24 protein-coding genes are annotated in these 25991 nt (G+C 38.7%); 14 read left to right on the top strand and 10 right to left on the bottom strand.

Annotated elements, in window-relative coordinates:
• Positions 1 to 99: 99 nt before the first annotated feature.
• The 8 genes from acpP to ptsG all read left to right on the top strand — a co-directional run bounded on the left by acpP (position 100) and on the right by ptsG (position 7837).
• Complete coding sequence (gene acpP / locus AAFX60_009750; protein XDF77010.1) at positions 100 to 333, top strand: acyl carrier protein; 234 nt, start codon at positions 100 to 102, stop codon at positions 331 to 333.
• Positions 334 to 424: 91 nt separating this feature from the next.
• Complete coding sequence (fabF, locus tag AAFX60_009745; GenBank protein ID XDF77009.1) at positions 425 to 1669, top strand: beta-ketoacyl-ACP synthase II; 1245 nt, start codon at positions 425 to 427, stop codon at positions 1667 to 1669.
• A gap of 112 nt (positions 1670 to 1781) precedes the next feature.
• Positions 1782 to 2588, top strand: coding sequence for an aminodeoxychorismate lyase (gene pabC, locus AAFX60_009740; protein XDF77008.1), 807 nt, complete (start codon positions 1782 to 1784; stop codon positions 2586 to 2588).
• A complete protein-coding gene (gene mltG / locus AAFX60_009735; GenBank protein ID XDF77007.1) occupies positions 2582 to 3592 on the top strand; it encodes an endolytic transglycosylase MltG in 1011 nt (336 codons plus the stop codon). Before pabC ends, mltG begins: the two co-directional genes overlap by 7 nt.
• 2 nt (positions 3593 to 3594) lie before the next feature.
• Positions 3595 to 4227, top strand: a complete 633-nt coding sequence (gene tmk, locus AAFX60_009730) for a dTMP kinase (protein XDF77006.1) — start codon at positions 3595 to 3597, stop codon at positions 4225 to 4227.
• Positions 4217 to 5200: a DNA polymerase III subunit delta' gene (gene holB / locus AAFX60_009725; GenBank protein XDF77005.1), complete on the top strand. Its 984-nt coding sequence runs from the start codon at positions 4217 to 4219 to the stop codon at positions 5198 to 5200. The genes tmk and holB overlap by 11 nt, the downstream gene beginning before the upstream one ends.
• A complete protein-coding gene (locus tag AAFX60_009720; GenBank protein ID XDF77004.1) occupies positions 5190 to 5960 on the top strand; it encodes a YchF/TatD family DNA exonuclease in 771 nt (256 codons plus the stop codon). The genes holB and AAFX60_009720 overlap by 11 nt, the downstream gene beginning before the upstream one ends.
• A 449-nt stretch (positions 5961 to 6409) precedes the next feature.
• Entirely contained in the window at positions 6410 to 7837 is a 1428-nt protein-coding gene (ptsG, locus tag AAFX60_009715; protein XDF77003.1) for a PTS glucose transporter subunit IIBC, read from the top strand.
• 46 nt (positions 7838 to 7883) lie between these two features.
• Here the strand turns inward: ptsG and AAFX60_009710 are convergent, their stop codons facing one another.
• The 4 genes from AAFX60_009710 to AAFX60_009695 all read right to left on the bottom strand — a co-directional run bounded on the left by AAFX60_009710 (position 7884) and on the right by AAFX60_009695 (position 11167).
• The gene (locus tag AAFX60_009710) at positions 7884 to 8513 is read right to left on the bottom strand and encodes a glutathione S-transferase (GenBank protein XDF77002.1); all 630 of its coding nucleotides are present in this window, start codon (positions 8511 to 8513) and stop codon (positions 7884 to 7886) included.
• 137 nt (positions 8514 to 8650) lie between these two features.
• A complete protein-coding gene (locus tag AAFX60_009705; protein ID XDF77001.1) occupies positions 8651 to 8746 on the bottom strand; it encodes a MetS family NSS transporter small subunit in 96 nt (31 codons plus the stop codon).
• A 1-nt stretch (position 8747) separates the two neighbouring features.
• Positions 8748 to 10214 (bottom strand): sodium-dependent transporter, encoded by a 1467-nt coding sequence (locus AAFX60_009700; protein XDF77000.1) that lies wholly within the window; start codon positions 10212 to 10214, stop codon positions 8748 to 8750.
• Positions 10215 to 10585: 371 nt separating this feature from the next.
• Positions 10586 to 11167, bottom strand: a complete 582-nt coding sequence (locus tag AAFX60_009695) for a porin family protein (protein ID XDF76999.1) — start codon at positions 11165 to 11167, stop codon at positions 10586 to 10588.
• A 194-nt stretch (positions 11168 to 11361) separates the two neighbouring features.
• Here AAFX60_009695 and AAFX60_009690 point away from each other — a divergent pair, with 194 nt between their 5' ends.
• On the top strand, positions 11362 to 11442 hold the full coding sequence (locus tag AAFX60_009690) for a YnhF family membrane protein (GenBank protein XDF78917.1): 81 nt from the start codon (positions 11362 to 11364) through the stop codon (positions 11440 to 11442).
• Positions 11443 to 11515: 73 nt separating this feature from the next.
• Here the strand turns inward: AAFX60_009690 and AAFX60_009685 are convergent, their stop codons facing one another.
• The gene (locus AAFX60_009685) at positions 11516 to 12286 is read right to left on the bottom strand and encodes a phosphoribosylglycinamide formyltransferase (protein ID XDF76998.1); all 771 of its coding nucleotides are present in this window, start codon (positions 12284 to 12286) and stop codon (positions 11516 to 11518) included.
• Positions 12287 to 12563: 277 nt separating this feature from the next.
• On the opposite strand from AAFX60_009685, the gene tyrS reads away from it, so the two are divergent.
• The gene (tyrS, locus tag AAFX60_009680; protein XDF76997.1) at positions 12564 to 13844 is read left to right on the top strand and encodes a tyrosine--tRNA ligase; all 1281 of its coding nucleotides are present in this window, start codon (positions 12564 to 12566) and stop codon (positions 13842 to 13844) included.
• Positions 13845 to 13972: 128 nt separating this feature from the next.
• On the opposite strand, the gene AAFX60_009675 is transcribed toward tyrS, so the two are convergent.
• Complete coding sequence (locus AAFX60_009675; GenBank protein XDF76996.1) at positions 13973 to 16303, bottom strand: YgiQ family radical SAM protein; 2331 nt, start codon at positions 16301 to 16303, stop codon at positions 13973 to 13975.
• A gap of 368 nt (positions 16304 to 16671) precedes the next feature.
• Positions 16672 to 18039 (bottom strand): anaerobic C4-dicarboxylate transporter DcuC, encoded by a 1368-nt coding sequence (gene dcuC, locus AAFX60_009670; protein ID XDF76995.1) that lies wholly within the window; start codon positions 18037 to 18039, stop codon positions 16672 to 16674.
• A 330-nt stretch (positions 18040 to 18369) separates the two neighbouring features.
• Between dcuC and AAFX60_009665 the strand changes: the two genes are divergently transcribed.
• Both AAFX60_009665 and AAFX60_009660 read left to right on the top strand, forming a co-directional pair.
• Positions 18370 to 19077, top strand: coding sequence for a hypothetical protein (locus tag AAFX60_009665; GenBank protein XDF76994.1), 708 nt, complete (start codon positions 18370 to 18372; stop codon positions 19075 to 19077).
• Positions 19078 to 19144: 67 nt separating this feature from the next.
• Positions 19145 to 19339 (top strand): DUF4250 domain-containing protein, encoded by a 195-nt coding sequence (locus AAFX60_009660; GenBank protein ID XDF76993.1) that lies wholly within the window; start codon positions 19145 to 19147, stop codon positions 19337 to 19339.
• On the opposite strand, the gene AAFX60_009655 is transcribed toward AAFX60_009660, so the two are convergent.
• Positions 19326 to 20237: a LysR substrate-binding domain-containing protein gene (locus AAFX60_009655; GenBank protein ID XDF76992.1), complete on the bottom strand. Its 912-nt coding sequence runs from the start codon at positions 20235 to 20237 to the stop codon at positions 19326 to 19328. The two genes, AAFX60_009660 and AAFX60_009655, sit on opposite strands and share 14 nt — an antisense overlap.
• Before the next feature lie 220 nt (positions 20238 to 20457).
• Between AAFX60_009655 and metE the strand changes: the two genes are divergently transcribed.
• A complete protein-coding gene (gene metE, locus AAFX60_009650; protein ID XDF76991.1) occupies positions 20458 to 22782 on the top strand; it encodes a 5-methyltetrahydropteroyltriglutamate--homocysteine S-methyltransferase in 2325 nt (774 codons plus the stop codon).
• Between the two features lie 63 nt (positions 22783 to 22845).
• Here the strand turns inward: metE and AAFX60_009645 are convergent, their stop codons facing one another.
• Both AAFX60_009645 and AAFX60_009640 read right to left on the bottom strand, forming a co-directional pair.
• Positions 22846 to 23004 carry a YqaE/Pmp3 family membrane protein gene (locus AAFX60_009645; GenBank protein ID XDF76990.1) on the bottom strand — a complete coding sequence of 53 codons (159 nt, stop codon included), beginning with the start codon at positions 23002 to 23004 and terminating at the stop codon, positions 22846 to 22848.
• A gap of 118 nt (positions 23005 to 23122) precedes the next feature.
• Positions 23123 to 24145, bottom strand: coding sequence for a Mal regulon transcriptional regulator MalI (locus AAFX60_009640; protein XDF76989.1), 1023 nt, complete (start codon positions 24143 to 24145; stop codon positions 23123 to 23125).
• A gap of 248 nt (positions 24146 to 24393) precedes the next feature.
• On the opposite strand from AAFX60_009640, the gene malX reads away from it, so the two are divergent.
• Entirely contained in the window at positions 24394 to 25971 is a 1578-nt protein-coding gene (malX, locus tag AAFX60_009635; protein ID XDF76988.1) for a maltose/glucose-specific PTS transporter subunit IIBC, read from the top strand.
• Positions 25972 to 25991 lie beyond the last annotated feature (20 nt).

Genomic DNA, 25991 nt, shown 5'->3' with positions numbered 1-25991 from the left:
GTGGTTTGACCAGCAATGTTGGCCTTGCAACTTTCTTATTAATGAATAAAATACAGCAAGTATCGCAAATCAGCGAATCTGTAATTAGGAAAATAAAAAATGAGTAATCTTGAAGAACGCGTAAAGAAAATCATCGTTGAACAACTAGGTGTGGATGAAGCTGAAGTTAAAAACGAAGCATCATTTGTTGATGACCTAGGTGCAGACTCACTAGACACAGTTGAGCTAGTAATGGCTCTAGAAGAAGAGTTTGATACTGAGATTCCAGATGAAGAAGCTGAGAAGATCACTACTGTTCAAGCTGCTATCGACTACGTAACTAGCGCACAGTAAGAAATACCCTCCAGGCGGTCATCTTGACCGCCTGAGTTTTTATACGCAACAAATCCCTATCTAATTTCAATTAATTCCGGAGAAATATATCGTGTCCAAACGTCGTGTAGTTGTTACAGGCATGGGTATGCTAACACCGGTGGGTAACACTGTTGAAGCATCTTGGAAAGCGCTGTTAGCAGGCCAAAGCGGTATCGTTAATATCGAACACTTTGACACCACTGAGTTTACTACTCGTTTTGCAGGTCTAGTTCAAGACTTTAATGCTGAAGAGTACATGTCTAAGAAAGACGCTCGTAAGATGGATTTATTTATCCAATACGGCGTAGCTGCTGGCATTCAGGCATTAGATGACTCGGGTTTTAAAGTTACTGAAGAAAATGCTCACCGTATCGGTGCAGCAATTGGTTCAGGTATTGGTGGCCTTGGCTTAATTGAAGCTGGCTACAAAGCATTCAGTGAAAAAGGTCCTCGTAAGATCAGCCCGTTTTTCGTGCCTTCTACAATCGTTAATATGATCGCAGGTCATATGTCGATTATTCGTGGTTTACGTGGTCCAAATATCGCAATTTCAACTGCTTGTACTACAGGTCTTCATAATATTGGTCATGCTGCACGTATGATCGCTTATGGTGATGCTGATGCAATGCTAGCTGGTGGTGCTGAGAAAGCATCTACAGAGCTAGGTATGGGTGGTTTTGGTGCAGCAAAAGCACTATCTACAAATAATGAAAACCCTCAAGGCGCATCTCGTCCTTGGGACAAAAACCGTGATGGTTTTGTTCTAGGTGATGGTGCTGGCATGATGGTTCTTGAAGAGTATGAACACGCTAAAGCTCGTGGTGCTAAGATCTACTGTGAACTTGTAGGTTTTGGTATGAGTGGTGATGCTTACCATATGACTTCGCCAACGCCAGATGGTTCTGGTGGTGCGTTAGCGATGGAAGCTGCGATGCGTGATGCTGGCGTAACTGGTGAACAAATCGGTTACGTAAATGCACACGGTACGTCTACTCCTGCTGGTGATGTAGCTGAAATTAAAGGTATTAAACGTGCTCTTGGTGAAGCTGGCTCTAAGCAAGTTTTAGTATCTTCAACAAAATCAATGACTGGTCACCTTTTAGGTGCTGCAGGTTCTGTTGAAGCAATCATCACAGCGATGTCTTTGGTTGATCAAATCGTTCCACCAACAATCAACCTTGATGATCCTGAAGAAGGTTTAGATATTGACCTTGTTCCACACACAGCTCGTAAAGTAACAGATATGGAATACGCAATCTGTAACTCATTCGGTTTTGGTGGTACAAACGGTTCACTAATCTTCAAGAAAATGTAATAACTTGTTTGTGAAGCTTAACTAGTTTCCAAGAGTCAGTTACACTTTAAAGGCGGTTTGATATTATATCAAACCGCCTTTTTATTTATTAGTCTGTTGGTTAGGAGTTGTCATGTTTTGGGTTAATGGAATGGAATCTGAATCACTTCCAATCAGTGATCGAGCAACTCAGTATGGTGATGGTTTTTTTACTACCATGAAGGTATTAAATAAGAAGATTTGTTTGTGGAAACTGCACTTAACTCGACTTAAAACCTCAGCAGAACGTTTAGGTATAACGGAGCCTGATTGGTGTGTACTTGAAGAGCAAATGATTGGACTTGCTTCTAAAGTAATGAATGGTGGCATTAAAATCTTAATAACAAGAGGAAGTGGTGGGCGAGGTTACTCTCCAGAAGGATGTACAAACACGCAAGTGATTGTGTCTACTTTTACACTGCCTGTTGATTATCAAGAATGGCAACAAAAAGGCATAGATTTAGGGATATCCGATATTCATCTAGGACTCAATCCACTTTTAGCTGGAATGAAGCATCTAAACCGCCTAGAGCAAGTGCTAATAAAACAATCAGTGAAGAAAACAGATTACTTAGATGTCATTGTTCTCGATATTAATAACAACATCGTTGAGACGTCGATAGGAAACATTTTTTGGGTTAAGGGTGATAGAATATTTACCCCTAATTTGTCATTAGCTGGTGTTGAAGGGGTGATGAAGACGCACATTAGTGAAATTGCTAAGAGTCATCATATCGACATAGAATCAGTACATTGTAATATTGATACGCTTGCAAATGCAGATGAAGTTTTTATCACTAACTCCTTATTTGAAGTTGTACCGATAAATAAGATCAAAGAAATTCATTTTACCAAACATACATTAACTCATTGGTTTCAGGAGAAACTGTACTCGTGTTGAAAAAACTAATTATCATTATTTTATTTTTAGCAGTTGCTGCACTTGGTGCGGGCTTTTGGGCTTATCAGCAGGCAATCAATTTTACACAACAACCTGTAATGCTAGAGAACGCTCAACTTGTTGAAGTAAAACCAGGGACAAGTTATCGAAAACTCATCCGTCAATTTGAAGAAAATAAATGGATATCTGATGCTAAATGGGCACGGTTTACTCATAAAGTATCGCCTCAGCTAACAAATATTAAAGCCGGTACTTATTGGGTTGAACCAAACCAAACACTTGCAGATGTATTAACTCAGCTAAAAACAGGTAAAGAACATCAATTCTCAATTACTTTTGTAGAAGGAAGTCGTTTTTCTGAATGGCAACAACAGCTGGAACAAGCTCCTTACCTAGATCACGAGCTTGAAGGAATGTCAGAAAAAGAAATTGCGAACAAGTTGGGTATTGAACGAACTAAATTGGAAGGCTTATTTTTAGCTGAAACATATCATTACACCGCAGGTATGAGTGATTTTGATATTTTAGAGCGTTCTCATAAAGCATTAACAACATTATTAGATGCAGAATGGAAAACAAAGTCAGCTAATTTACCGTTAAAATCTTCTTATGAAGCATTAATTCTAGCGTCTATTATCGAAAAAGAGACGGCAATTGACTCTGAGAGAGAGCGAGTTTCATCTGTGTTTGTTAACCGTTTAAAGCGTGGTATGCGTTTACAAACTGATCCGACAGTTATCTATGGTATGGGTGACAAATACGACGGTAATATTCGTAAGAAAGATCTACGAACACCTACGGCTTATAATACTTATACAATTAATGGATTACCGCCAACGCCGATTGCTATGGCCGGTCCTGCTTCAATAAAAGCAGCTCTTCACCCTGAAACAAGCCGATACTTATATTTTGTCGCTGATGGTACTGGCGGTCATAAATTCACTAAATCATTAGTTGAGCATAACAAAGCGGTTAGAGCTTACTTAAGAACCTTAAGAAATTAATCATGTCTAAATTTATTGTAATCGAAGGCCTAGAAGGCGCAGGAAAAAGCACTGCAATTAAGAATGTGTTAGCAACATTAGCAAAACATGGTATTGCGTCACCAGTCACAACTCGTGAGCCAGGAGGAACGCCTCTTGCTGAGAAAATGCGTGAACTGGTTAAACAAGGTCATCCTGATGAGCCACTAACGGATATGGCTGAATTGCTTCTTCTTTATGCTGCACGTGCTCAGTTAGTAGGCAACGTGATTAAGCCTGCTCTTGCAAGAGGTGAATGGGTTGTTGGTGATCGTCATGATTTATCTTCACAAGCATACCAAGGTGGTGGCCGTGGATTTGATCGTGAGTTAATGATGACCATGAGAAATACAGTATTAGGTGATTTTAAGCCTGATTTAACTATTTACATGGATATTGATCCTAAACTAGGCTTGCAGAGAGCATCTGCTCGCGGTGAGCTTGATAGAATTGAACAAATGAAGTTAGATTTTTTTGAGAGAAGTCGTGAACGTTATTTAGAATTTGCAAATAGTGATGAAAGTATTATTACTATTGATGCAGGGCAAGATTTAGAAACCGTGACAAATTCAATTATTACCGCTTTAGAAGCTTGGCTAGTTAAGAATGGCAACTAAATTTTATCCATGGCAGGAAAATTTGTGGCAACAATGGCAGCAGTTGATTCAGACAGATCGGCTTCCTCATGCCATATTGTGTGCTATGCCTGTTGGGGCAGGACGAGAAGCATTAGTTCAGTATTTTGCTGATACGCTATTGTGTTTAACGCAAGGTATTGAACCTTGTGGTTTTTGTCATAGTTGCGAGTTAATTAAATCACAAACGCACCCTGATCTGCATTGGATAAAACCAGAAACTGAAGGTAAATCTATTTCAGTGGAACAAATACGCCAATGTAATTCATGGGCTTTAGAGTCCTCACAATTCAACGCTAAGCGTGTGATCATCATTGATCCTGCAGAAAAAATGACAGAATCTGCAGCTAATGCATTACTTAAGACATTAGAGGCACCACCGAAAAATTGTCAATTTGTATTGTTGGCCGATTCACCTCATCAGTTATTACCAACAATACGTAGTCGTTGTCAGGTATGGCATCAATCGAAAATTGATGCTGAATCTATTACAATCTGGCTTAAAGAAACTGAAAACCTTTCAGTATCAATGCAGTCTATTGCTTTGAATGACTCACTCCCATTAGCAGTGAAAAGCTTTTATCAAGATAAGAAACAAGCATTACATAAACAGCTACTTTCAGACTTTGAATCCTGTGTGAAAAGTGATTTTTGCCAGACTGCTGATGTAGTTAAAACTGTTCTAAAACTTGAAAGTGAAGGCTTAACTTGGCTAAGTTACTTACTTGCTGATATTCAGAAGAGACAGATGGGAGTAATGCAGCCTTGGGTTCATTGTGACGAAATAAAGCTCATAGAAAGCTTAGCGAAAACATTATCGAGTAATGTGGTCTATAAGCAATACATTGCACTGAATTCGTTACAAGAGCAATTGGATAGTTTCCCTGGTTTAAATAAAGAATTACTACTAACTCAATGGATGTTTGAGTTTACTGGAGAGTTGAGTGTTAATTGATTCACACTGTCATTTAGATAAATTAAATTATGATGACTTACATGTAAATGTTGCTGATGTACTTGATAAAGCGAAGAAACAAGGAGTTGAGCAGTTTTTAACTGTAGGTGTTACCTTAGATGCTTTTCCAAATATGATGAACATGATAGCAGAACACCCAGAAGTTCATGCATCTTGTGGTATTCATCCATTGGATGTGGATTCTGCATTTGATTTATCACTTTTTCGTCAATATGCAGCACATGAACGTGTGGTAGCCATTGGTGAAACGGGGTTAGATTATTTTTATCAACCAGAAAGTGCGCCGCGTCAGAGAGAGCTATTTGAGCAACAAGTTGAGGTTGCTGTTGAGTATAATAAGCCTTTAATTATTCATACCAGACAAGCAAGAGAAGATACTCTAGCCATCCTAAAAAATGGTAAAGCAGATAAATGTGGTGGAGTAATTCATTGCTTTACAGAAGATTGGGCATTTGCAGAAGCTGCAATGGAACTTGGTTTTTACATTTCAATTTCTGGAATTGTGACTTTTAATAAAGCATCTGAGTTGAAGGATGTGGTTCGTCGTCTTCCTCTTGAACGCTTATTGGTAGAAACGGATTCTCCTTATTTAGCACCTGTACCATTTCGAGGCAAAGAAAATCAACCGGCTTACGTTAAAGAAGTCGCTGCTTATATTGCTTTACTTAAAGGGAAAAGTGTCGAAGAAGTAGCACAAACTACCACCACTAATTTCAAAAATCTTTTTTTGAACAAATAATTAGATATTGGTTGTAAAGTAATCGATAAAGGAGGCTTAGGTCTCCTTTTTTTTTATTTTACGGATTTAACCCTGTTTTTTATACCGATCACGATACGTAAACGTTTACGTTTGTATTATATTTGTACTATCTATTTTTGTTGCTAAAAATAACATTTCAGTTTTTGATTTTTTCAATGTAATACCTTTTAAATCAATATCTTGAGTTTAAATTTGTTTTTTATGGAAGAAATTTCTAAGCCTTGCTTTTGTGATCACTGCAGGGTTTTAAAACAATAAATGAAAACATGCTAGAAACTGGTTTTGCATAGGTCTATATTTAGCGCAGTTTGATTTGAGATACGATTATTTACAATTTATTGATTGCATCAAAGGCAAGGGGGATATTGCCGTAATTAATAAGTAAATAATTAAATCCAAATTGTAGTTATAAATATTAGGAGCAAAACATGTTTAAACACCTTTTTGCTAGCCTACAGAAAGTTGGTAAGGCGCTAATGCTGCCTGTATCAGTTCTTCCTGTTGCTGGTATTCTTTTAGGGGTTGGTGCAGCCAACTTTAGTTTCCTTCCAGAAGTGGTTTCTCACTTAATGGAACAAGCTGGTGGTTCAGTATTTGGTCAAATGGCTCTGCTATTTGCTGTTGGTACTGCACTTGGTTTTACAAACAATGATGGCGTTGCTGGTCTAGCTGCTGTTGTTGGTTACGGCATCATGGTTGCTACATTAAAAGTAATGGCAACTGTAATGGGTGTTGATGGCATTGAGACTGGTGTTCTTGGTGGTATCCTAGCTGGTGGAGTTGCTGGTTGGGCATTCAACAAGTTCTACCGTATTCAACTTCCTGAATACCTAGGTTTCTTCGCTGGTAAGCGTGCTGTGCCAATCGTAACTGGTTTTGCATCTATTGCTCTAGGTCTTATCCTATCTGTTGTATGGCCTCCAATCGGTGGTGCTATTGCAGCATTCTCTGACTGGGCTGCACATCAAAACCCAGTAGCTGCATTCGGTATCTACGGTGTTATTGAACGTTCTCTAATTCCTTTTGGTCTACACCATATCTGGAACGTACCGTTCTTCTACGAAGCTGGTTCTTGTGTGAACAATGCTGGTGAACACGTAAATGGTATCATGACTTGTTTCCTAACTGCTGATGATGCATCTCGTGCAGCAGGTAACGGTTTCGGTCAACTAGCTGGTGGTTACTTATTCAAAATGTTCGGTCTTCCTGCTGCTGCAATCGCAATTGCACACTCAGCAAAACCTGAAAACCGCGCTAAAGTAATGGGTATCATGGCATCTGCTGCGTTAACTTCATTCCTAACAGGTATTACTGAACCAATCGAATTCGCATTCCTATTCGTTGCTCCTGTACTGTACGCTATCCACGCTGTATTAGCTGGTGTTGCATACATGCTAACTAACGCATTAGGTATCGTTCACGGTCACACATTCTCAAATGGTTTCATTGACTTCGTTGTTCAATCTCCACGAGCTGAGAATATGCTTCTTCTTGTTGGTCTTGGTCTTGTTTACGCTGTTGTTTACTACGTAGTATTCCGCGCTGTAATCAAAGCAATGAACCTAAAAACACCTGGTCGTGAAGATGAAGATGACTCTGCTACTAAAGTAACAGGTTCTGAACTAGCTGGTGAACTAGTTGCTGCATTCGGTGGTAAAGAGAACATCACTAACCTTGATGCTTGTATCACTCGTCTACGTGTTTCTGTAGCGAATGTTGAAGCTGTAAACCAAGATAAACTAAAACAACTTGGTGCTGCTGGTGTTGTTGTAGCTGGTTCTGGTGTTCAAGCTATCTTCGGTACTAAGTCTGATAACCTTAAAACAGACATGAATGAGTGGATTAGCAACAACTAATTTATCATTGAAAGAATAAAAAAGGAGGCCAATTGGTCTCCTTTTTTTATTTTTGTTCTGGGAAGATAAATTCTTGGTGTGAATCTAACCATGTAGGGTATTTATTCATTATTGAATTAAACAGTTCTGATTCTATAAACTGAAATAACCAACGCTGTAAATTTTTGTATTTACTTTGGCGAAACCAGTGGATATCAACAAAAGCAAATTGACGAATAAATGGAAGAATAGCTAAATCTGCAAAACTGTATTGTTTAGAGAAAAGCATCGGTGAAGTCGTTAGTCTTTGTTCTAATTTATTTAAAAACAGCTCACCTTGTTCTCGGTAGTAAATTTCAGAGTATTCAGGGTAGCGATCAGCGTACTTATATTTATCTAACCAACTTTTGAAAATATCATCGTTCTCTCGAATCAATTGAAACATCTCGTTTGTTGCTGATAGCAATAGCTCAGAGCCTTCTAGCGCCCATTTCATAATATCTAAGCTCTCATCGATAACTTTACCCTTATTGGTAATTAACACAGGTACAGTGCCTTTAGGTGAGGCTTGAAGCATCGCTTCAGGTTTGTTTTTTAATATAATCTCACGAAGATGCACGGTTTTGTTTGATTGAACTATGCCAAGTCGTGCACGCATGGCATAGGGGCAACGTCGAAAAGAGTAGAGTGTAGTCATGATTTAATCCATTATCAGAACGGTATAAAAAAGCAGATCCGAAGATCTGCTTTAAGGTTAGCATTTTCTAGTTTCTAGTTTCTAGTTTCTAGTTTCTAGTTTCTAGTTTCTAGTTTCTAGTTTCTAGTTTCTAGTTTCTAGTTACTGTTCATTGCTTTACGAATACAGAAGGCTGCGCCACCCCAAGTGATCCCTAAACCAATAATCATCATAATGATTGCACCCGTTTCCATATTAAGCCTCCTTGCTTGATTTATTAATAATAATACCGACAACTAGCATTGCTGCAATTAAGCCCCAGCCAAGTAGCAGTAAATCTGATTGTGCGTAACCACCATAACCATCAGTTAGCGTATTAATAATATTGGTGCCTAGGATAACGACTAAGAAAGCAGGGCTTACGAATCGTAGGCAAATTTCAAACCATTTACCAACTGTAAATTCTGATACAGCGTTTACGTGTGAGCGAATATCTGCAAGTTTTACTAGCCAACCCATAATAAGTAGTTCAATCAAGCAGCTTGCAAGTAGAGCGATGTTGTTAATGAAATAATCAACAAGATCCAACAGCAGTAGACCGCCATTTGTTGCAAATGCCATTGAAATAATTAAACCAGAACCACAAACAACAGATGCCGCTTTTCTACGTGACCAATTTAGCTTATCGATAAATGCAGAGGTAACGGCTTCAATAATAGATATGTGAGAGCTTAAACCTGCCACAACAAGTGCTAAGAAGAATAATGGACCTAAAATATAAGGTATTGGCAGTAAGTTAATTGCCGCAGGAATAGTAACAAATGCCAAACCAACGCCTGCACTAACGACTTCAGTTAATGGCTTTCCTTGTTCTTGAGCCATGTAACCAAGAACAGAGAAGATAAGAATACCTGCAATAATAGAAAAGCCACAGTTAATTAGTACCGTCATAAAGGCGTTGTTATTAACATCTGATTTTTCAGGAAGGTAGCTTGAATAAGCAAGCATGATGGCGAAGCCAACACTTAGGGTAAAGAAGATTTGTCCGTATGCCGCAGACCAAACTTTTGGATCTGTAATTTTGCTAAAATCTGGCTGGAATAAGTAGTTCAGGCCATCCAATGCGCCAGGTAAGAAAACCATACGACCAATAAGAGCAATAACCATAATAAACAGTAAAGGCATCATAATTTTACTTGCTCGTTCAATACCACTTTTCACCCCACCAAAAATGGCTGCAAAAGTAATTGCCCAAGCAAGAAGCATAGGTATAGCTATATGCCATTGAATACTACCTAGCTTACTTGGTGAGTTGTCACCTAATTGTAGATATTCACTGAAAAAGTAAGCATTAGTATCTTGTCCCCAACTTTGTGAGAAAGACATGCTGAAATAAGAGATTGCCCAGCCAATAACTGCAACATAATAAACGGCGATAACGGCTGCGATCATTACCTGAAACCAACCTAACCATTCATATTTTTGGTTGAGTTTAGCGAAGGTGCGTGGTGCCGATCCTCTATATTTATGACCCATGCCAAATTCCATGATCATAAATGGAATACCAGCAGTGATCATGGCAAATAAATAAGGAATGAAAAAAGCACCACCACCATTTTCATATGCCATATAAGGAAAACGCCAGATATTACCTAGACCGATAGCAGATCCTACTGCTGCAAGAATAAATCCTGCACGAGAACCCCATTGTTCACGCTTCATAAATTACTCCTTTAAAAAACTTTTCCCTGAGAATTGAAGCTTAATTGGTATCATTTTCTAATAAGTTCAAATTGATTTTGCTTAAATTGGATGTATTTCCTAAGCATTAGAGTCAGATTACCTATTTATATATGTTAACGCAATATGACAAAAAGGTAGGTTAATATGTTTCAGGCAGTGTTTTGTGCTAGTTAATGGGGCATTTTTAGGTATGGTTCTTGATAATAAGTGGTTGTATGGGGTTATTTGTTGTTAAATAAAGGTTACATAATCAATCGTGTTATTTATAAAACCATAATTAAGTGGTGTAAATTTAGGCACTTTCACTGTTTTGAAAATGCCTAATCTTTCTTTTCATAAATAAGGGGCGATTAAAAACTGAACCTGAGCCCTAGATTAGCCTGAAATTGATTGACCCAGCTTCCTTCATATTTAATCGTACAAGAGTTTTTATCTGGTGTAGAAACACAACTGCTGTCAAAATTACTATCAACAGAAGTGCCTAGCCAGCGCCCTTCTAATTGCAATGCGAAATTGTCCGTAAAATGGTATTGAAAACCACCAAAAGCACCACCTGAAAATCGAATGTTTTCATCTATCCAATCAACATCCGCATACGTACCACCAATACTTAATCCGAAAAACGAACTGATATTCTTAGTTAATTGGTAATCTAGTGCACTTTGAAAGTGAAGATAGTGCATATTGGAACTTTGATTAATGCCTTCAATATCATTTGTCTGATTGCTATAAAATAAGCCGATACGGCCAGCATCGTAATCCGTTTCGATCGCTAATGAATAGGCGGTATTTCCTTTTAATTCGTATACTTCTCCTTCGGTATCTTCAATTTCACCACCTGAAGCATACCCAACTGAAGGAGTTATATGTATTTGGGCGAGAGAGGGCAAAGGGGTTAATATTAACAACCCTAATAGTGATAGACGCTTCATGTTTTCTCCTAGAATTCCTTTTCATAAAAACCACAAATCTGCATCTATTATGATGACATTGTGATGCTTATACCAACTTGCTGATTGAATAAGATCAATTCCTTGAAGATACTTCAAATTACTGTTAATTTTTTGTAAACAGATAATGCAGTTGTTTATTCGTTGTCTGTATATGGAAATAATAAGGAGTCGTTATGGATCACGATTTTAAATTTGCTCTTATTACTACAATTGCTGTTTTTTCAGGATTAGCTTTTTTGGGGCTTTGGTATTAATGGCGTAAGCGATGAGAGAGTATGAAAGGAAGAGCAATAAGATTAAATCCTATTGCTCTTTTTAGTATTTATTCTATGCAAAAGCTTGTGCTGGAAGGTATGACTGCCATGCATTGGTATATAGAGATTGAGAAAGACCTCTTAGTTTAGTGAATCGAGCTTCTTCAAATTCAGTAAATGTACGATTTTCGACAAAAGCAAGACGTTCCATACTTTGAATTTCTTCATAAATCTTATGTTCAACACCATTCTTAACATCTGCAATGTCTTTTAAATGAAGTTGTATTTCTGCAATGAGTTTTGTTTTAGGTAATTCAACCAATAATTTTATGTCTCTGTACCCAGATTTAGCCGGTTGAGAAAAGCGGTTAGTAACACTAACAACGGTTGTTTCTCTATTTAATGCTTCATATGCGGTAACTAAATCAGGAATTGAGTCAGCTACGACAGTCGCTCTTGCGATATCAGTCAGTTGATTAACCTGACCACTTAATTCTTGCTCAATTTTAATTTTTGCTCGTTCGTTATTTTTTACTCCCGCAAATTGAGTCTGGCTATTGGAAATAAGAGCAGTTTGTTTACAGATATTTTCTAACTCATGCTGAGCTTGGTGTGCTTTAGAGCTTAAAATATCAAAGTCATTGTAAGGTTGATGCGAGAAATGGTTCCAGCTATCAATGGACAGAAGACCATTTAAGCTGTGAAGTACATGGTGGTGATCGATCTCAGATTGATTGGATTCTTGGTAATCTGGCTCTATATGTTCAAGTAAAGAGGCCGCTTGTGCTTGAGGTCGTCCAAAGACTAAAACCATTAAGACTGCAGCACGGGCAAACTTTTTCATTCTGTTTCCTTTATGAAGTAGAAAGAAATAGCAACTAAGAGAACTATATCTTAGCAACACCTACTTAAGAAATATGGGCATAGATAGCAGTTTCAAGTGAGGAAATTTAATGTTGTTCGAGTTTGCGCTAACGGTCACAAAAGGCGTTTTCCTGACAATAATTTGATAATTTACTTATTGAAGTATTTTTACTCGTAAACTCTGTTATTTAGCCGCTAAATGTGTAAAATCGAGTATTCTTTTTTATACCTAAATTTAGAGTACAAGTAGGTTATCTATGACAGCAACAAACGAATTATTGCAAGACTTAAAAGCTCGTGGGCTTATTGCACAGTGCACAGCAGACGAAGAATTAGCTGAGCACCTTTCAACTGACTGTCGTACTCTCTATTGTGGCTTCGATCCGACAGCAGACAGCTTACATATTGGTAGCCTAGTACCACTATTAGTTCTTAAGCGTTTCCAACAAGCTGGTCATAAACCATTAGCTCTTGTTGGTGGTGCTACAGGCTTAATCGGTGACCCAAGTTTTAAAGCTGCTGAGCGTCAACTAAACACGAATGAAGTGGTTGGCGATTGGGTTAACAAAATTAAAGCACAAGTTTCAGCTTTTGTTGATTTTACAGAAGAGAAAAATGGTGCTGAAGTAGTAAACAACTTAGATTGGATCGGTCAAATTAACGTAATTGAATTTATGCGTGATGTGGGTAAACACTTCAGCGTAAATGCAATGATCCAAAAAGAATCAGTAAAACAACGTATCGATCGTGAAGGTTCTGGTATTTCATTTACTGAATTCAGCTACATGCTACTTCAATCATACGATTTTGCAGCATTGAACAAAGCAAAAGAGTGTACATTACAAATTGGTGGCTCAGATCAGTGGGGTAACATCACTGGTGGTATCGACCTTACTCGTCGTATGAACCGCAATAAAGTATTTGGTTTAACACTTCCTCTAGTTACAAAATCAGATGGTACTAAGTTTGGTAAAACTGAATCAGGTACAATTTGGTTAGATTCAAATAAAACATCACCATACGCTTTCTACCAATTCTGGTTAGGTACTGCGGATGCTGACGTATATAACTTCCTACGTTTCTTCACTTTCTTAACAGTAGAAGAGATTGCAGCTGTTGAAGAGAGTGATAAGAGTGTTCAGGGCCGTCCTGAAGGTCAAGGCATCCTAGCTCGTGAAGTAACTCGTTTAGTTCACGGTGAAGAAGGTTTAGCGTCTGCTGAACGTATCACGAAAGCGCTTTTCTCTGGTGATCTTTCTTCATTAACAGAAACTGACTTAGCACAACTTGCTTTAGATGGCCTGCCATCAACAGAATTAGAAGCATCTGAACAAACGATTGTTGAAGTTCTAACTCAATCTGAATTAGCTAAATCAAACAAAATGGCGCGTGAATTCATCGGTAACGGTGCAGTATCGGTAAACGGCGAGAAAGTTGCTGATACCGAAGCGGTACTTAAGAAAGAAGATGCACTTTTTGGTAAATACAGCGTAATCAAACGCGGTAAGAAGCTATTTAACCTATACATCTGGAAATAATCATTCCATTGTGGTGGAGTAGGGAAATAATTCTCTAGTCCATCATAGTATGATTATTTGAGATAATAAAAAGCGAACCTCATTATTGGGTTCGCTTTTTTTATATTTACTACGATTGGTATTATCCGTTAACGATGTTTTGGCTTACGTTTAGGACCTGAACCTGAAGGCTTATTTGCTGACGGTTTATTGCCGTTTGGTTTGCCATTATTATTAGGCTTTCCATTAGAGTAACCGTTGCGAACGCCATTTTTCTTACCACTTGATGTCGGCTTTTCTGAATGTGCATTCCCGTTACGATTATTATTTCCGTTACGATGGTTATTATTGCTCGTACGCGGATCACCATCAAATTGGCCTTTCGTATGTTTAGTCGCAAAGCGTTTGGCACCATGACGTCCAGTTTGACGACGTTCTGCTGGTGTTTGAGCATCTAAATCTTCTTCAGGAACAAGACAGTTCGGCTTATCGCCAATTAAATGTTTCTTACCCATGTTGATAAGCGCTTCACGGATCAACTTCCAGTTTTTAGGATCATGATAACGAAGTAACGCTTTATGTAATCGGCGTTGACGTTCACCTTTAGCTACTGGTACATCTTCACGCTTTTTGTATTTTACGCGTTTTAATGGGTTCGTTTCTGAATAATACATGGATGTTGCATTACACATAGGCGATGGATAGAAGTTCTGAACTTGGTCACATTCAAAATTATTCTTCTTAAGCCAAAGAGCAAGATTAAGCATATCCTCATCTTCTGTTCCCGGGTGCGCTGAGATGAAGTAAGGAATTAAATATTGTTTTTTGCCTGCTTCTTGGCTGTATTTTTCAAACATAGACTTGAAGCGATCGTACGTCCCCATACCCGGCTTCATCATTAAATCTAATGGGCCTTTTTCAGTATGTTCTGGGGCAATTTTTAAATAACCACCAACGTGATGCGTCACTAATTCACGAACGTATTCAGGAGATTCAATTGCTAAATCATAACGTACACCTGATGCGATTAGGACTTTTTTCACGCCTTTTACTTTTCGTGCTTCACGATATAAATCAATCGTATGTTTATGATCAGTATTTAGCTTTTCACAGATCTTAGGGAATACGCATGATGGACGACGACATGTCGCCTCTGCTTTAGGTACTGAGCAACCTAAACGATACATGTTGGCTGTTGGACCACCAAGATCTGAAATCGTACCGGTAAATCCTGGTACTTTGTCGCGAATTTCTTCTAACTCGTTCAAAATTGATTCTTTTGAACGGTTTTGAATGATGCGACCTTCGTGTTCTGTGATACTACAGAATGAACAACCACCAAAACAGCCACGCATAATATTGACCGATGTTTTAATCATGTCATATGCAGGGATTTTCGCTTTGCCGTACATTGGATGAGGAACACGAGCAAAAGGTAAATCAAACACAAAATCCATTTCTTCTGTCGTGAGTGGAATAGGCGCTTGGTTTACCCATAATTCACGGTCACCGTGGCGTTGAATTAGCGCACGTCCAGAGTATGGATTGGTTTCTAAATGCATAACACGGCTAGCATGAGCATAAAGAATACGGTCATTATTTAACTTCTCAAATGGAGGAAGTCGAACTGCCGTCGTTTTTGCGTCATGTCGTGATGGACGAACGGTAATAACTTGCGGCTTGTCTTCTTTAGCATCCGCTTTATTGCTCTCACATTGTTCTTCAGTTTCGTAAGGGTTTTGAGGAATAAAGACGGCTTGGCTCGGTTTTTCAATGCGGGATGAATCAATGATCTTAAAGCCTTCAGGTTCAGCAGGTAAATTCACTGCGGTACCACGAATGTTTGTCATTGTTTTTACGTCTTCGCCATTAGCAAGACGATGAGCAACTTCCACTAATGCACGTTCAGCATTACCAAAAAGAAGGATGTCACCCTTTGCATCAAATAATACTGAGCGGCGAACTTTATCAGACCAGTAATCGTAGTGTGCTAAACGGCGTAAGCTTGCTTCAATACCACCTAAAACAATCGGTGTGTCTTTGAAAGCTTCACGACAACGCTGCGAGTACACAAGAACAGCACGATCAGGCCGCTTTCCGCCTTCATTATTTGGCGTATAGGCGTCATCGTGGCGAAGTTTTTTATCTGATGTATAGCGGTTGATCATTGAATCCATGTTTCCAGCAGTAATACCAAAAAATAAATTTGGTTTTCCTAGCTTCATGAACGCATCTTTATTGTCCCATTTAGGCTGAGCAATAATACCAACACGGAAACCTTGAGATTCAAGTAAACGTCCAATAATCGCCATACCAAAACTTGGATGGTCAACATACGCATCTCCGGTAACAATAATGATGTCGCAGCTATCCCATCCTAATTGTTCCATCTCTTTACGAGAGGTTGGTAGAAACGGAGCCGTTCCATAGCATTCTGCCCAGAATTTCGGGTATTGATTAATTGGAGTTACGTTGTGCATTAGTTCACCTCAGAATTTGGAGGCCGAATTATACCGATTTGAGGTGGGATTAACCAGAAAAGAAAGCCCTCATTATGAGTAAGGGAGTTCTCGTGGTCGTTGAACTACATATATAAACGACATAAATAGGTGATAGAAATGGCTAAAAAGGAAAGTGCGAAAATGATAGCCGTATCTTTAATCATTAGTATGTGTCCGTATGGTTATAAATATTGATAAGCTAAATGTATCGTTAATTTATAAGATTTGCGTGAGCATTAGGTAAATTGTTTGTAAGGAAAATGCCTACCAGCCTATTTATTCTTAAAGATAAAAAACGCCAGTAACGTTGAATTACTGGCGTTTCAATAAGTTATCGATTTAACGTATTACGTGTACATTGGAACAAGAACCATAGTACCGATGATTACTGTAATTAAGCCACAGATAACTGGAACAGATGTACGTTTTACCACTTCAAATGGGCTGATTTTTGCCATACCAGATGTCGCAACGATAACGCCAGATACTGGTGAAATAGTACGACCAAGGTTAGATGCTTGCAGCATTGGAATGATAAGGAATGCTGGGCTAAGACCCATTTTACCAGCAAGCTGAGGAGCAAGCTCTACAAATGCGTAGAAAGGCGCATTACCAGAACCTGTTGCGATAGCAGCCGCAACGGTTAAACCGGTTAGTAGAAGCATTAGAGCCATACCACCCGCACCCGCTTTATCAGCTAAGTGAAGTAGGTTATCAATTGCACCAACAGACATTAGGCCTTGAGCAAATACACCCGCAGCAACTAATAGCATAACTACGCCTTTAAATGCATCAGCCATACCTTCATAACAAGATTCTAAATCTTCTAATGTTTTTTTACCGTTCAGTTTATTAGTCGTAAAGTTAACTAACGCACCAATAAAGATAGAACCAACAACGATAGTGTAAATATCTAAAGATAGACCAGGGATTGTCTCGCCGTTAAACAGGAAAACACCTACGATTGGTAAGAAAGGAAGAATCGCATAGTAAGATGGTGCGTTCACCTCCATTGCAGAAATATCGACTTTCTCCATTGGTGTGTTTTCTTTCTTATCAAGGTATTTATTCCAGAAGAACGCGGCTGCTGCCATAACGATGATTGCACAAATTGATACAGGAAGTACGGTTTCAACGGCGAAAACATGAAGAGGTAAACCTGATTTCTCTGCAGCAACAATGACGTCACCTGATGTAGGTGAAAGAATGATTGCTGCTGGTGATGCACACACTGCAACCGCTGCAGGGCGTGAGATACCCATTGCCGTCATCATCGGGAATAGGGTTGCCATTAATAGAACACCAAGGCCCGTAGCTGAACTTACAGCAAGAGACATTAGACATGCTACGATATAAGCAGCAACTAATAGAATGTAAGGTGACTTAATGAATGCCAGTGGTTTTGAAAATTGCTTAACAACCACATTGTTTGCACCGATGTGAGTCATGTAAGAGGCAAAACCACAAAGTAGCATGATTTGCATACCTAAGCCGCCGCCACGGTATTGAAGCATGTATTTTACATACTCAAGCGCATCTGTTAGTAGGCTACCTGTAGCCGTTACTTTTGCAGGAAGAACTGAATGGCCTAAAAGACCTGCAATAATTAGCAGTGCTAAACCCGCTGTCAGTAATACGCCTGCAGCTTTATATCCTTTTACGATAAAGTAACCAACAAATATGGTGATTACTAAACCAATTAATAACTCCAACATGGAATTTCCCTCTATTAAATTTCAAATATTCAAAAATTGTATAATTTACAAACATCTTCTTACACATTTCATCACACAAATTTACCTAAGTTTTATCTGTGGCACATCTGATACTTTGCATCTATATGATCTAAAACAAACAAAAAACAATTCTGTTAATAGCGCGATGAATAATTGTTATTTTTATTGTTAAAAAAGGATAAGAACTTGAAATTAAGCAAGGTATTTTTGAGATCTTAATAAGAATAGGTTGTTTTTTAACCGTGACTAGACGAAGGGAAAATAGCGTTTATACTAGCCTGATTCAAATTCCGTAAATAGAACTTCATTATGTTATTTCAAACTATGCAATATATCCTTATTCCTGCTTTGCTTGGTGCTCAAATTATTTTGACCATCATTTTGCATAAAGGGGATATTTGCCCAGGTCAACGTGGTCGCGTACATAAGTGGTTGCCTGCACTAATTTTAGGTTGGTGTGCGATTGCTGGTTTTGGTATGACTTACGCGCCGATATTTGCAATGAATTTTATTCCTGCAATCGCAATTACTGGCTTTTATTTAAGTGTAAAAACGGGTAAAACACGAGATAAAGGACCATTAATTGTTTTGGCATTGGCCAATGGTTTTGCAGCAGCAAGTTTTGTTAATTTAGCGCTTGGTTCAGGTTCCTTTACTCAATTATTTTATGCGTTGATTGGTCCATTTATTTTTGGTGCTCTACTTGCTCATTTGCTCTTAACTCTTGCTCGTACTCGTCTGCAAGCCTTCCATAAGATTTTACCAATTAGTGGTATCGTTGGCGGTATCATTATGGCTGTGATTTTACTTTGCCAAACATTAAGTGTTCATGAGATCTTTCTAGATCGTATGGCAGTGAAGTTAGCGATTGCTTTAGGTTTGATGCTATTAAGTATTGGTTTTTGGACTTATCACTTATTTAAACAACAGGCGATCAAGTGGCAATTTTTGCTAATAGCGAACGTTATTATGGCTATTTCTGGTTATTATCAGTTTCAGTTGTTTTTTGTGAGATAGAGCAAACATTCTGTTCGAAAATTGGTCTACTCTAAGTTTGTCTCTTAAGCAACATGGAGGGTATAGATTGGATTTAAGCAATGCACATGGCCTAGAAAGTGGAATTCTACTCGGCATCATAAATGAAAAATTGCGCTTGGAATGCCACAGTCTAGAAGAGTTATCCAGCATGTATGAGCTTGATACACAAGGAGTTCAAGACAAGCTCAGTAGTTTGGGTTACCAATATGACCCATTAACAAATCAATTTAAGTCATTTTAATCCCAACTAAATGACTCTGGCTCTGCTGTTTCGCAGTAGAGAAAAATGCTTGTAAATATTTTTTATCATGTTCGCTGTCTCTAACGGCAGCGAACAATCTTCGCCACAATCCTTTCCCTAACGGTTTACTCTCAATTAGTCCTTGTCGTGAAAACTCACTGATAGCCCAATTTGGTAGAGCTGCTACTCCTAAACCTGCTGATACCATTTGTACTAACATCAATGTGTTTTCGGCTTGTTTCCATTTTGCTGGCTCTACATGATTCGGTGATAAGAAATGCTTAACGACATCCAATCGTTGCTTTTGTACCGGATAAGTCAACATGGTTTGATCTAATAAGTCTTTTGGTTCAATGCTGTCTTTATTAGCAAGTGGGTGATTGGTTGCCATGATTAAGCGCATTTCAAAATCAAAGAGAGGTTCATAATGCACTTCACTGCGTGGCTGAATATCAGAGGTAATAACAAGATCTAAATCACCATTAACCAAAGCAGGTAAAGGCTCAAACCCAAAACCCGATGAGAAATCTAATTCCACTTCAGGCCAACTGATTTGATATTCTTTAATTGCTGGCATTAGCCATTGAAAGCAGGAGTGGCATTCAATCGCCATGTGTAATCTTCCATGTAGATCTTCTTTCAAACTGGCAATTTCGTATTCCGCTTTTGCTAACTTAGGTAAAAGATCATCGGCGAGTTTTAATAGGATCTCACCTTCAGAGGTGAACTTTACTGGGCGTGTTTTTCGTAAAAATACGCTGCTGCCTAAACGTGTTTCAAAATCTTTAAGTTGATGCGATAACGCCGATTGAGTGAGATGAAGTGCGTTTGCTGTTGCGGTTAACGATCCCGTATCACGCAGCGTAGTTAAGGTTTTTAGATGTTTTAATTCAATCATTACTGATCCTCAAGTTCCGTTTGAGTAAGTTTAATTATCTTCACAGTAAAGTGAAAAGACAACAAAGTAAACATCTAGACGGCTAAATGAAGTTAATCGATTTAAATGAAATTTGGTTTAGTTGAATATAATTCATAATCAAAGTGAAAGATTAGAAATTGTACAGTGAGAAAAAAAACGTCATTGTTTAGCCATCCAAACGGCTAAAGGAATTAGACAAATGACGACAGAATCGAAGACAAAGACAGTAACTCATATTTTAGGTTATCCGCGCGTTGGTGCTCAGAGAGAATTAAAATTTGCTCAGGAAAAATATTGGCGCGGTGAGATAGAACAGAAAGAACTATTGGCTGTAGGCAGTGAATTACGCCAACGTCACTGGAAAGATCAATCCGCTTCAGGACTGGATTTTGTGACTGCAGGTGATTTTGCTTGGTACGATCATGTATTAACCACAAGTTTACTCTTAGGACATGTGCCAGCTCGTCATAATAACGGTTTCCCTGATTTAGATACGTTATTTAAAGTAGGGCGTGGTCAATCTCAAAACAGCTGTGGTTGTGGTGAAGCCGCATCGGATATGACCAAGTGGTTTAATACCAATTATCACTACATCGTGCCGGAATTTTCTAAAAACGATAAATTTAATGTCAGTTGGTCACAACTTTTTGATGAGATTGCAGAGGCACAAAAGCAAGGACATAATGTTAAGCCTGTTTTATTAGGCCCACTTAGCTACCTTTGGTTAGGTAAAGAAGTGAATGATGAAGAGGTTGAACAAGGGTTTGATCGTTTATCATTATTGCCTCGTCTATTGACCGCTTATCAAGCTATTTTCTCTAAGCTTAGTGCGTTAGGTGTTGAATGGGTTCAAATTGATGAGCCAATTCTCGCATTAGAATTACCAAAAGCATGGGCGGATTCTTTTAAATTAGCTTATCAAGTGATTCAAAGTGATGTGAAATTACTCTTAACCACCTATTTTGATGGCGTAGAGCATCATTTAGATAAAATTACAAAACTTGCAGTAAATGGTTTACATATTGATGTTTCTGCGGCCCCTGACCAGTTAGATGCGATTGTGAGTGCGTTACCAAAAGAGTGGGTATTATCCGTTGGTGCCGTTAATGGCCGTAATGTATGGCGTGCCGATTTAGAACGTTTGCATGAAAGGCTGCAACCAGTAAAAGAAGCGTTGGGTGATAAATTATGGATCGCAAGTTCATGTTCATTGCTACATAGTCCAGTCGATTTAGAACAAGAGACGGAACTATCAAAAGAAACGCTGCAATGGTTTGCGTTTGCTAAGCAAAAATTAAGAGAGGTGACGCTGCTAGCTGATGCTTTAGATGGTAATCAAAATGCGATTTTAGCATGTCATCAATACAGTCAACCACTGCGTGAGCGTGAGAGTGCGGAGCATATTAATAAGCCAGCAGTACAGCAACGTTTAGCTGCTATTACGCCAGCATTAGCAGAGCGTGCAGAAGCGTATTCTGTTCGAGCACAGCATCAAGCTGAAAAGTTGGGCTTACCATTATTACCAACAACAACAATTGGTTCATTCCCACAAACCTCTGATATTCGTCAACAACGCAGTGCCTACCGTACAGGTAAATTGAACGAGCAAGATTATGTTACTGCAATGAAAGGGCATATTGCTGATGCAGTAGAGCGTCAAGAACGTTTAGATTTGGATGTACTCGTGCATGGTGAGGCAGAGCGTAATGACATGGTTGAATACTTTGCGGAAAATCTAAATGGATTTCAAGCAACACGATTTGGCTGGGTACAAAGTTATGGCTCTCGTTGTGTAAAACCGGCAATTGTAGTGGCTGATATTGAACGTGAAGCACCTATTACAGTGAGCTGGACACAATACGCTCAGTCGTTAACAACCAAACAAATGAAAGGAATGCTAACAGGGCCTGTCACTATTCTTGGATGGACGTTCCCACGTGAAGACATTACACGTAAAGAAATCGCACAGCAGTTAGCTTTGGTATTGCGTGATGAGGTTTCAGATCTTCAGCAAGCGGGCATTAATATTATTCAAATTGATGAGCCAGCTATTCGTGAAGGACTACCAATTAAAAAGAGCGATCAAAAAGCGTATTTAGATTGGGCAGTTGAGGCCTTTAAGATTTCAGCGGCAAGTGCTAAATCGGAAACACAAATTCATACTCATATGTGTTATAGCGAGTTTAATGAAATTATTGAATCGGTGGCAGCCCTAGATGCAGATGTGATTACCATTGAAACGTCTCGTTCAAATATGGAGTTATTGAAAGCGTTTGAAGACTTCAACTATCCAAATGAAATTGGACCGGGTGTGTATGATATCCACTCCCCGAATATTCCAAGCCAAGAGTGGATTGTTGACCTCATTGAAACGGCAGCAGCAAGAGTGCCAGTAGAGCGTTTATGGGTGAATCCAGATTGTGGTCTGAAAACTCGAAATTGGAAAGAAACAGAAGCGGCGCTTGAAAATATGGTAAAAGCAGCAAAGGCACTGCGTAAGAAGTGGCAATCAAACGCGGCTTAATTTGCAATAATATATTTTTAAACAAGAGCGAAGCCCGTCATCAGCTTCGCTTTTTTATTTCTGCTATCGAGTCGTAACCCAAAGAGCGTGGACCATTCCTGGGATCCAAAATAAAAGTGTCAATATGATATTGATGAGTAGATCTTTACCTACACCTTTGGCAAAGAAAACCCCAAGTGGTGGCAGTAACACACATAAAATAATTAAAACCAGCTTGTTCATATATTATCCTTAATAAAATGAAGTTGAGATTTCACGTTAGTTTGTTATTAGATTAATATCAATGTATTTGTTTGGTTATTAATATTATTCCCACTAATAACTCAGTTATCTTTTTTATTTATGCAGAATTACGAGCAATTAGCTCAGGGCTTAAGATTAAGCTTTGAGGCACACTGCCTTTATCATTGATTTGATTTATTAATCGATGACCTGCTTGGCGACCAATGTCTCGTATCGGTGAAGATACAAAAGTAAGTGATGGTTGAATAAGTTCAGCCTCAGGTACATCATCAAATCCAATAATAGCAACTTGTTGGCCAATGTAGTTATCTTTACCTACACTGCGATTAGCTCGATTTACGCCGTATACTGCACCAAAAGCTGTCGATGAATAGTGACAAAGAATCGCAGTAATCTTAGGGTTTTTATTAATTAATTGACTTACCGCTTCTGCCGATGCAGTTTGGTTTTTGTCGCACTCAACAACCCATTCAGATTTAAATGGCAAGCCAAACTGCATTAGGGTGCTGCAATAGCCGCCTAAACGCTCAGCTCGACTTAAAGAGTCACTTTGTCCACCAACATAAGCAATTTGTCGATGTCCTTGTTTAATGAGATATTCAGTGGCAATTTTAGCTGCTTGCATGTTATCAGGACCAACAAAATCGATGGGTTGATTTATTTTGGCTCGAGCAACACAAACAATGGGAAGGCCTACGTTTTTCACTTTATCAAGGTTAGGGAGCTCTGAATCACGAATAGGACAGAAAATGATCCCACCAATATCTTGAGCAATCATGGTTGCTAAACATTGGTCAAATTTTTCTTGGCTTGTGCCTGATTGAGCAAGAAAAAGCATATAGCCTTTTTCTTCTAATACTTCACTTATTCCAGCGGCAACTTCAGCATAATAAGGGTCACTGATGTCGCGTAAGATTAAGCCTATTAAAGTCGACTTTTGTGAGCGTAGGTTAGAGGCTGTGCGGTTTTTTATATAACCCAAATCTTGTACGGCTTGATTCACTTTATCAATCGTATCAGAAGATATACGTCCTTTTTCGCTTAGCACCATCGAAACCGTGGTTACAGAAACCCCAGCACGTTCAGCGACATCCTTTATATTTGCTTTTTTATTTATCATGATTCTTCTTTTAGTTGTCTTTGATAAAACGTTTCACCTAACAAAACCTTCTTTATATTCCCCATTCTATAGCATTTATATATAAATTGAAAAATTATATCGATCGTGATCACAGGAAAAGTGGTAAAACGTTTTACCATGTCTTTATCATGTGTATTGTGTCGATAAATACGAAAGCGTACTCAACAAATTTAAAGCTGTTGAATTACCTCCTGTTGTCTATTTGATTTATTTAATGGAGAAATCCTATGCAACAAAAAGCTAATAAAACTACTCTGTGGGAGTTCTTACAGAGCTTAGGTAAAACCTTTATGGTTCCTGTCGCTTTGCTCGCTTTTTCGGGTATTCTTCTTGGTATCGGGAGCTCTTTTTCTAGTGCAGCCTTAAAAGAGGCAATGCCTTTTTTTGATAATGTGATTCTTCAATATATCTTCATCTGGATGACAAAAATTGGTTTAGTGGCCTTTATCTACTTACCAGTGATGTTTGCGATTGCGATTCCAATGGGATTAGCTCGTGAAGAAAAAGGGGTTGCAGCATTTTCAGGTTTAGTTGGTTACGCCGCGCTTAACCTTTCAATCAATTTCTATTTAACCGTAACAGGTGCACTAGATAGTGAAGCTCTGCGTCAGTCATATGGTGTAACTTCTATTTTGGGTACAGAATCCATTGATACGGGTATTTTGGGTGCTGTTATCGTTGGTATTATTGTTGCGAAACTGCATACTCGTTTCTACACATTTAAGATGCCAGATGCGTTAGCTTTCTTTGGTGGCGCTCGTTTTGTTCCAATTATCTCTTCAATTACACTTGGCGTTGTTGGTCTGCTTGTTCCTTTTATTTGGCCTTATTTTGCAGCTGGCATTAACGGTATTGGTTATGCGATAGCAGGTGCAGGAGATTTCGGACCTTTCTTATTTGGTGCTGGTGAACGTTTACTGCTTCCTATCGGTCTTCATCATATTCTAGTTGCGCTGATTCGATTCACTGAAGCTGGCGGCACGATGGAAGTGTGTGGTGACACGGTATCTGGTGCTCTTAATATTTTCTACTCAGAATTATCTTGTCCAGACACACAAGGTTTTACACCGTCTGTGACTGCCTTCTTATCTCAAGGTAAGATGCCTGCTTTCTTAGGTGGTCTTCCTGGTGCAGCTCTGGCTATGTACCACTGTTCTAAAGTTGAAAACCGAAGCAAGATTAAAGCATTATTGATCTCTGGTGTTGTGGCTTGTGTCGTTGGTGGTATCACCGAACCTCTTGAATTCTTATTCCTATTTGTTGCTCCTGTTCTGTACTTTATTCATGCGATGCTAACGGGTTTAGGTTTCATGGTAATGGGGATGTTAGATGTCACTATCGGTAATACTGATGGCAACATTATTGATTTCTTAGTCTTTGGTGTGCTTCAAGGTACTGCAACGAAATGGTACTTGGTTCCTGTTGTTGCTGGTGTTTGGTTTACTATTTACTACTTCGTATTTAAGTTTGCGATTCTTAAGTTCAACTTGAAAACACCTGGACGTGAAACAAACGAAGTTCCTGTATCGGCTGAAGCTGAAACGATTCTAGCGACTGAAGGCGGGAAAGGGGCGTTAATCCTTTCGGCTCTTGGTGGTGCAGAAAATATTACTTCACTTGATAACTGTATTACACGTTTACGTTTAACCGTTGCTGATATGAGACTGGTAAATGATGCAGAACTAAAGGCTTACGGTGCTCTTGGTGTTGTGAAGCTTGATGAACACAGTTTACAAGTGGTTATTGGTACTCAAGTTCATATGGTTAAAAATGAAATTCAATCATTAATGGCAACGCCAGCTTAGTACGATGCTAATCTAAATCA

Origin of the sequence: Aliivibrio fischeri, assembly GCA_038993745.2 — a bacterium.
Classification (GTDB): Bacteria; Pseudomonadota; Gammaproteobacteria; order Enterobacterales; family Vibrionaceae; genus Aliivibrio; species Aliivibrio fischeri_B.
The sequence above is the reverse complement of the archived record's forward strand: the minus strand, read 5'-3'. Positions and strand labels throughout refer to the sequence as shown.

What these genes read in the sequence shown, in the direction of transcription:
- acpP (XDF77010.1), top strand. Translation starts at nt 100, where the DNA reads ATGAGTAATCTTGAAGAACGCGTAAAGAAAATCATCGTTGAACAACTA.
- pabC (XDF77008.1), top strand. Translation starts at nt 1,782, where the DNA reads ATGTTTTGGGTTAATGGAATGGAATCTGAATCACTTCCAATCAGTGAT.
- tmk (XDF77006.1), top strand. Translation starts at nt 3,595, where the DNA reads ATGTCTAAATTTATTGTAATCGAAGGCCTAGAAGGCGCAGGAAAAAGC.
- holB (XDF77005.1), top strand. Translation starts at nt 4,217, where the DNA reads ATGGCAACTAAATTTTATCCATGGCAGGAAAATTTGTGGCAACAATGG.
- ptsG (XDF77003.1), top strand. Translation starts at nt 6,410, where the DNA reads ATGTTTAAACACCTTTTTGCTAGCCTACAGAAAGTTGGTAAGGCGCTA.
- AAFX60_009710 (XDF77002.1), bottom strand. Translation starts at nt 8,513, where the DNA reads ATGACTACACTCTACTCTTTTCGACGTTGCCCCTATGCCATGCGTGCA.
- AAFX60_009705 (XDF77001.1), bottom strand. Translation starts at nt 8,746, where the DNA reads ATGGAAACGGGTGCAATCATTATGATGATTATTGGTTTAGGGATCACT.
- AAFX60_009700 (XDF77000.1), bottom strand. Translation starts at nt 10,214, where the DNA reads ATGAAGCGTGAACAATGGGGTTCTCGTGCAGGATTTATTCTTGCAGCA.
- AAFX60_009695 (XDF76999.1), bottom strand. Translation starts at nt 11,167, where the DNA reads ATGAAGCGTCTATCACTATTAGGGTTGTTAATATTAACCCCTTTGCCC.
- AAFX60_009690 (XDF78917.1), top strand. Translation starts at nt 11,362, where the DNA reads ATGGATCACGATTTTAAATTTGCTCTTATTACTACAATTGCTGTTTTT.
- AAFX60_009685 (XDF76998.1), bottom strand. Translation starts at nt 12,286, where the DNA reads ATGAAAAAGTTTGCCCGTGCTGCAGTCTTAATGGTTTTAGTCTTTGGA.
- tyrS (XDF76997.1), top strand. Translation starts at nt 12,564, where the DNA reads ATGACAGCAACAAACGAATTATTGCAAGACTTAAAAGCTCGTGGGCTT.
- AAFX60_009675 (XDF76996.1), bottom strand. Translation starts at nt 16,303, where the DNA reads ATGCACAACGTAACTCCAATTAATCAATACCCGAAATTCTGGGCAGAA.
- dcuC (XDF76995.1), bottom strand. Translation starts at nt 18,039, where the DNA reads ATGTTGGAGTTATTAATTGGTTTAGTAATCACCATATTTGTTGGTTAC.
- AAFX60_009665 (XDF76994.1), top strand. Translation starts at nt 18,370, where the DNA reads ATGTTATTTCAAACTATGCAATATATCCTTATTCCTGCTTTGCTTGGT.
- AAFX60_009655 (XDF76992.1), bottom strand. Translation starts at nt 20,237, where the DNA reads ATGATTGAATTAAAACATCTAAAAACCTTAACTACGCTGCGTGATACG.
- metE (XDF76991.1), top strand. Translation starts at nt 20,458, where the DNA reads ATGACGACAGAATCGAAGACAAAGACAGTAACTCATATTTTAGGTTAT.
- AAFX60_009645 (XDF76990.1), bottom strand. Translation starts at nt 23,004, where the DNA reads ATGAACAAGCTGGTTTTAATTATTTTATGTGTGTTACTGCCACCACTT.
- AAFX60_009640 (XDF76989.1), bottom strand. Translation starts at nt 24,145, where the DNA reads ATGATAAATAAAAAAGCAAATATAAAGGATGTCGCTGAACGTGCTGGG.
- malX (XDF76988.1), top strand. Translation starts at nt 24,394, where the DNA reads ATGCAACAAAAAGCTAATAAAACTACTCTGTGGGAGTTCTTACAGAGC.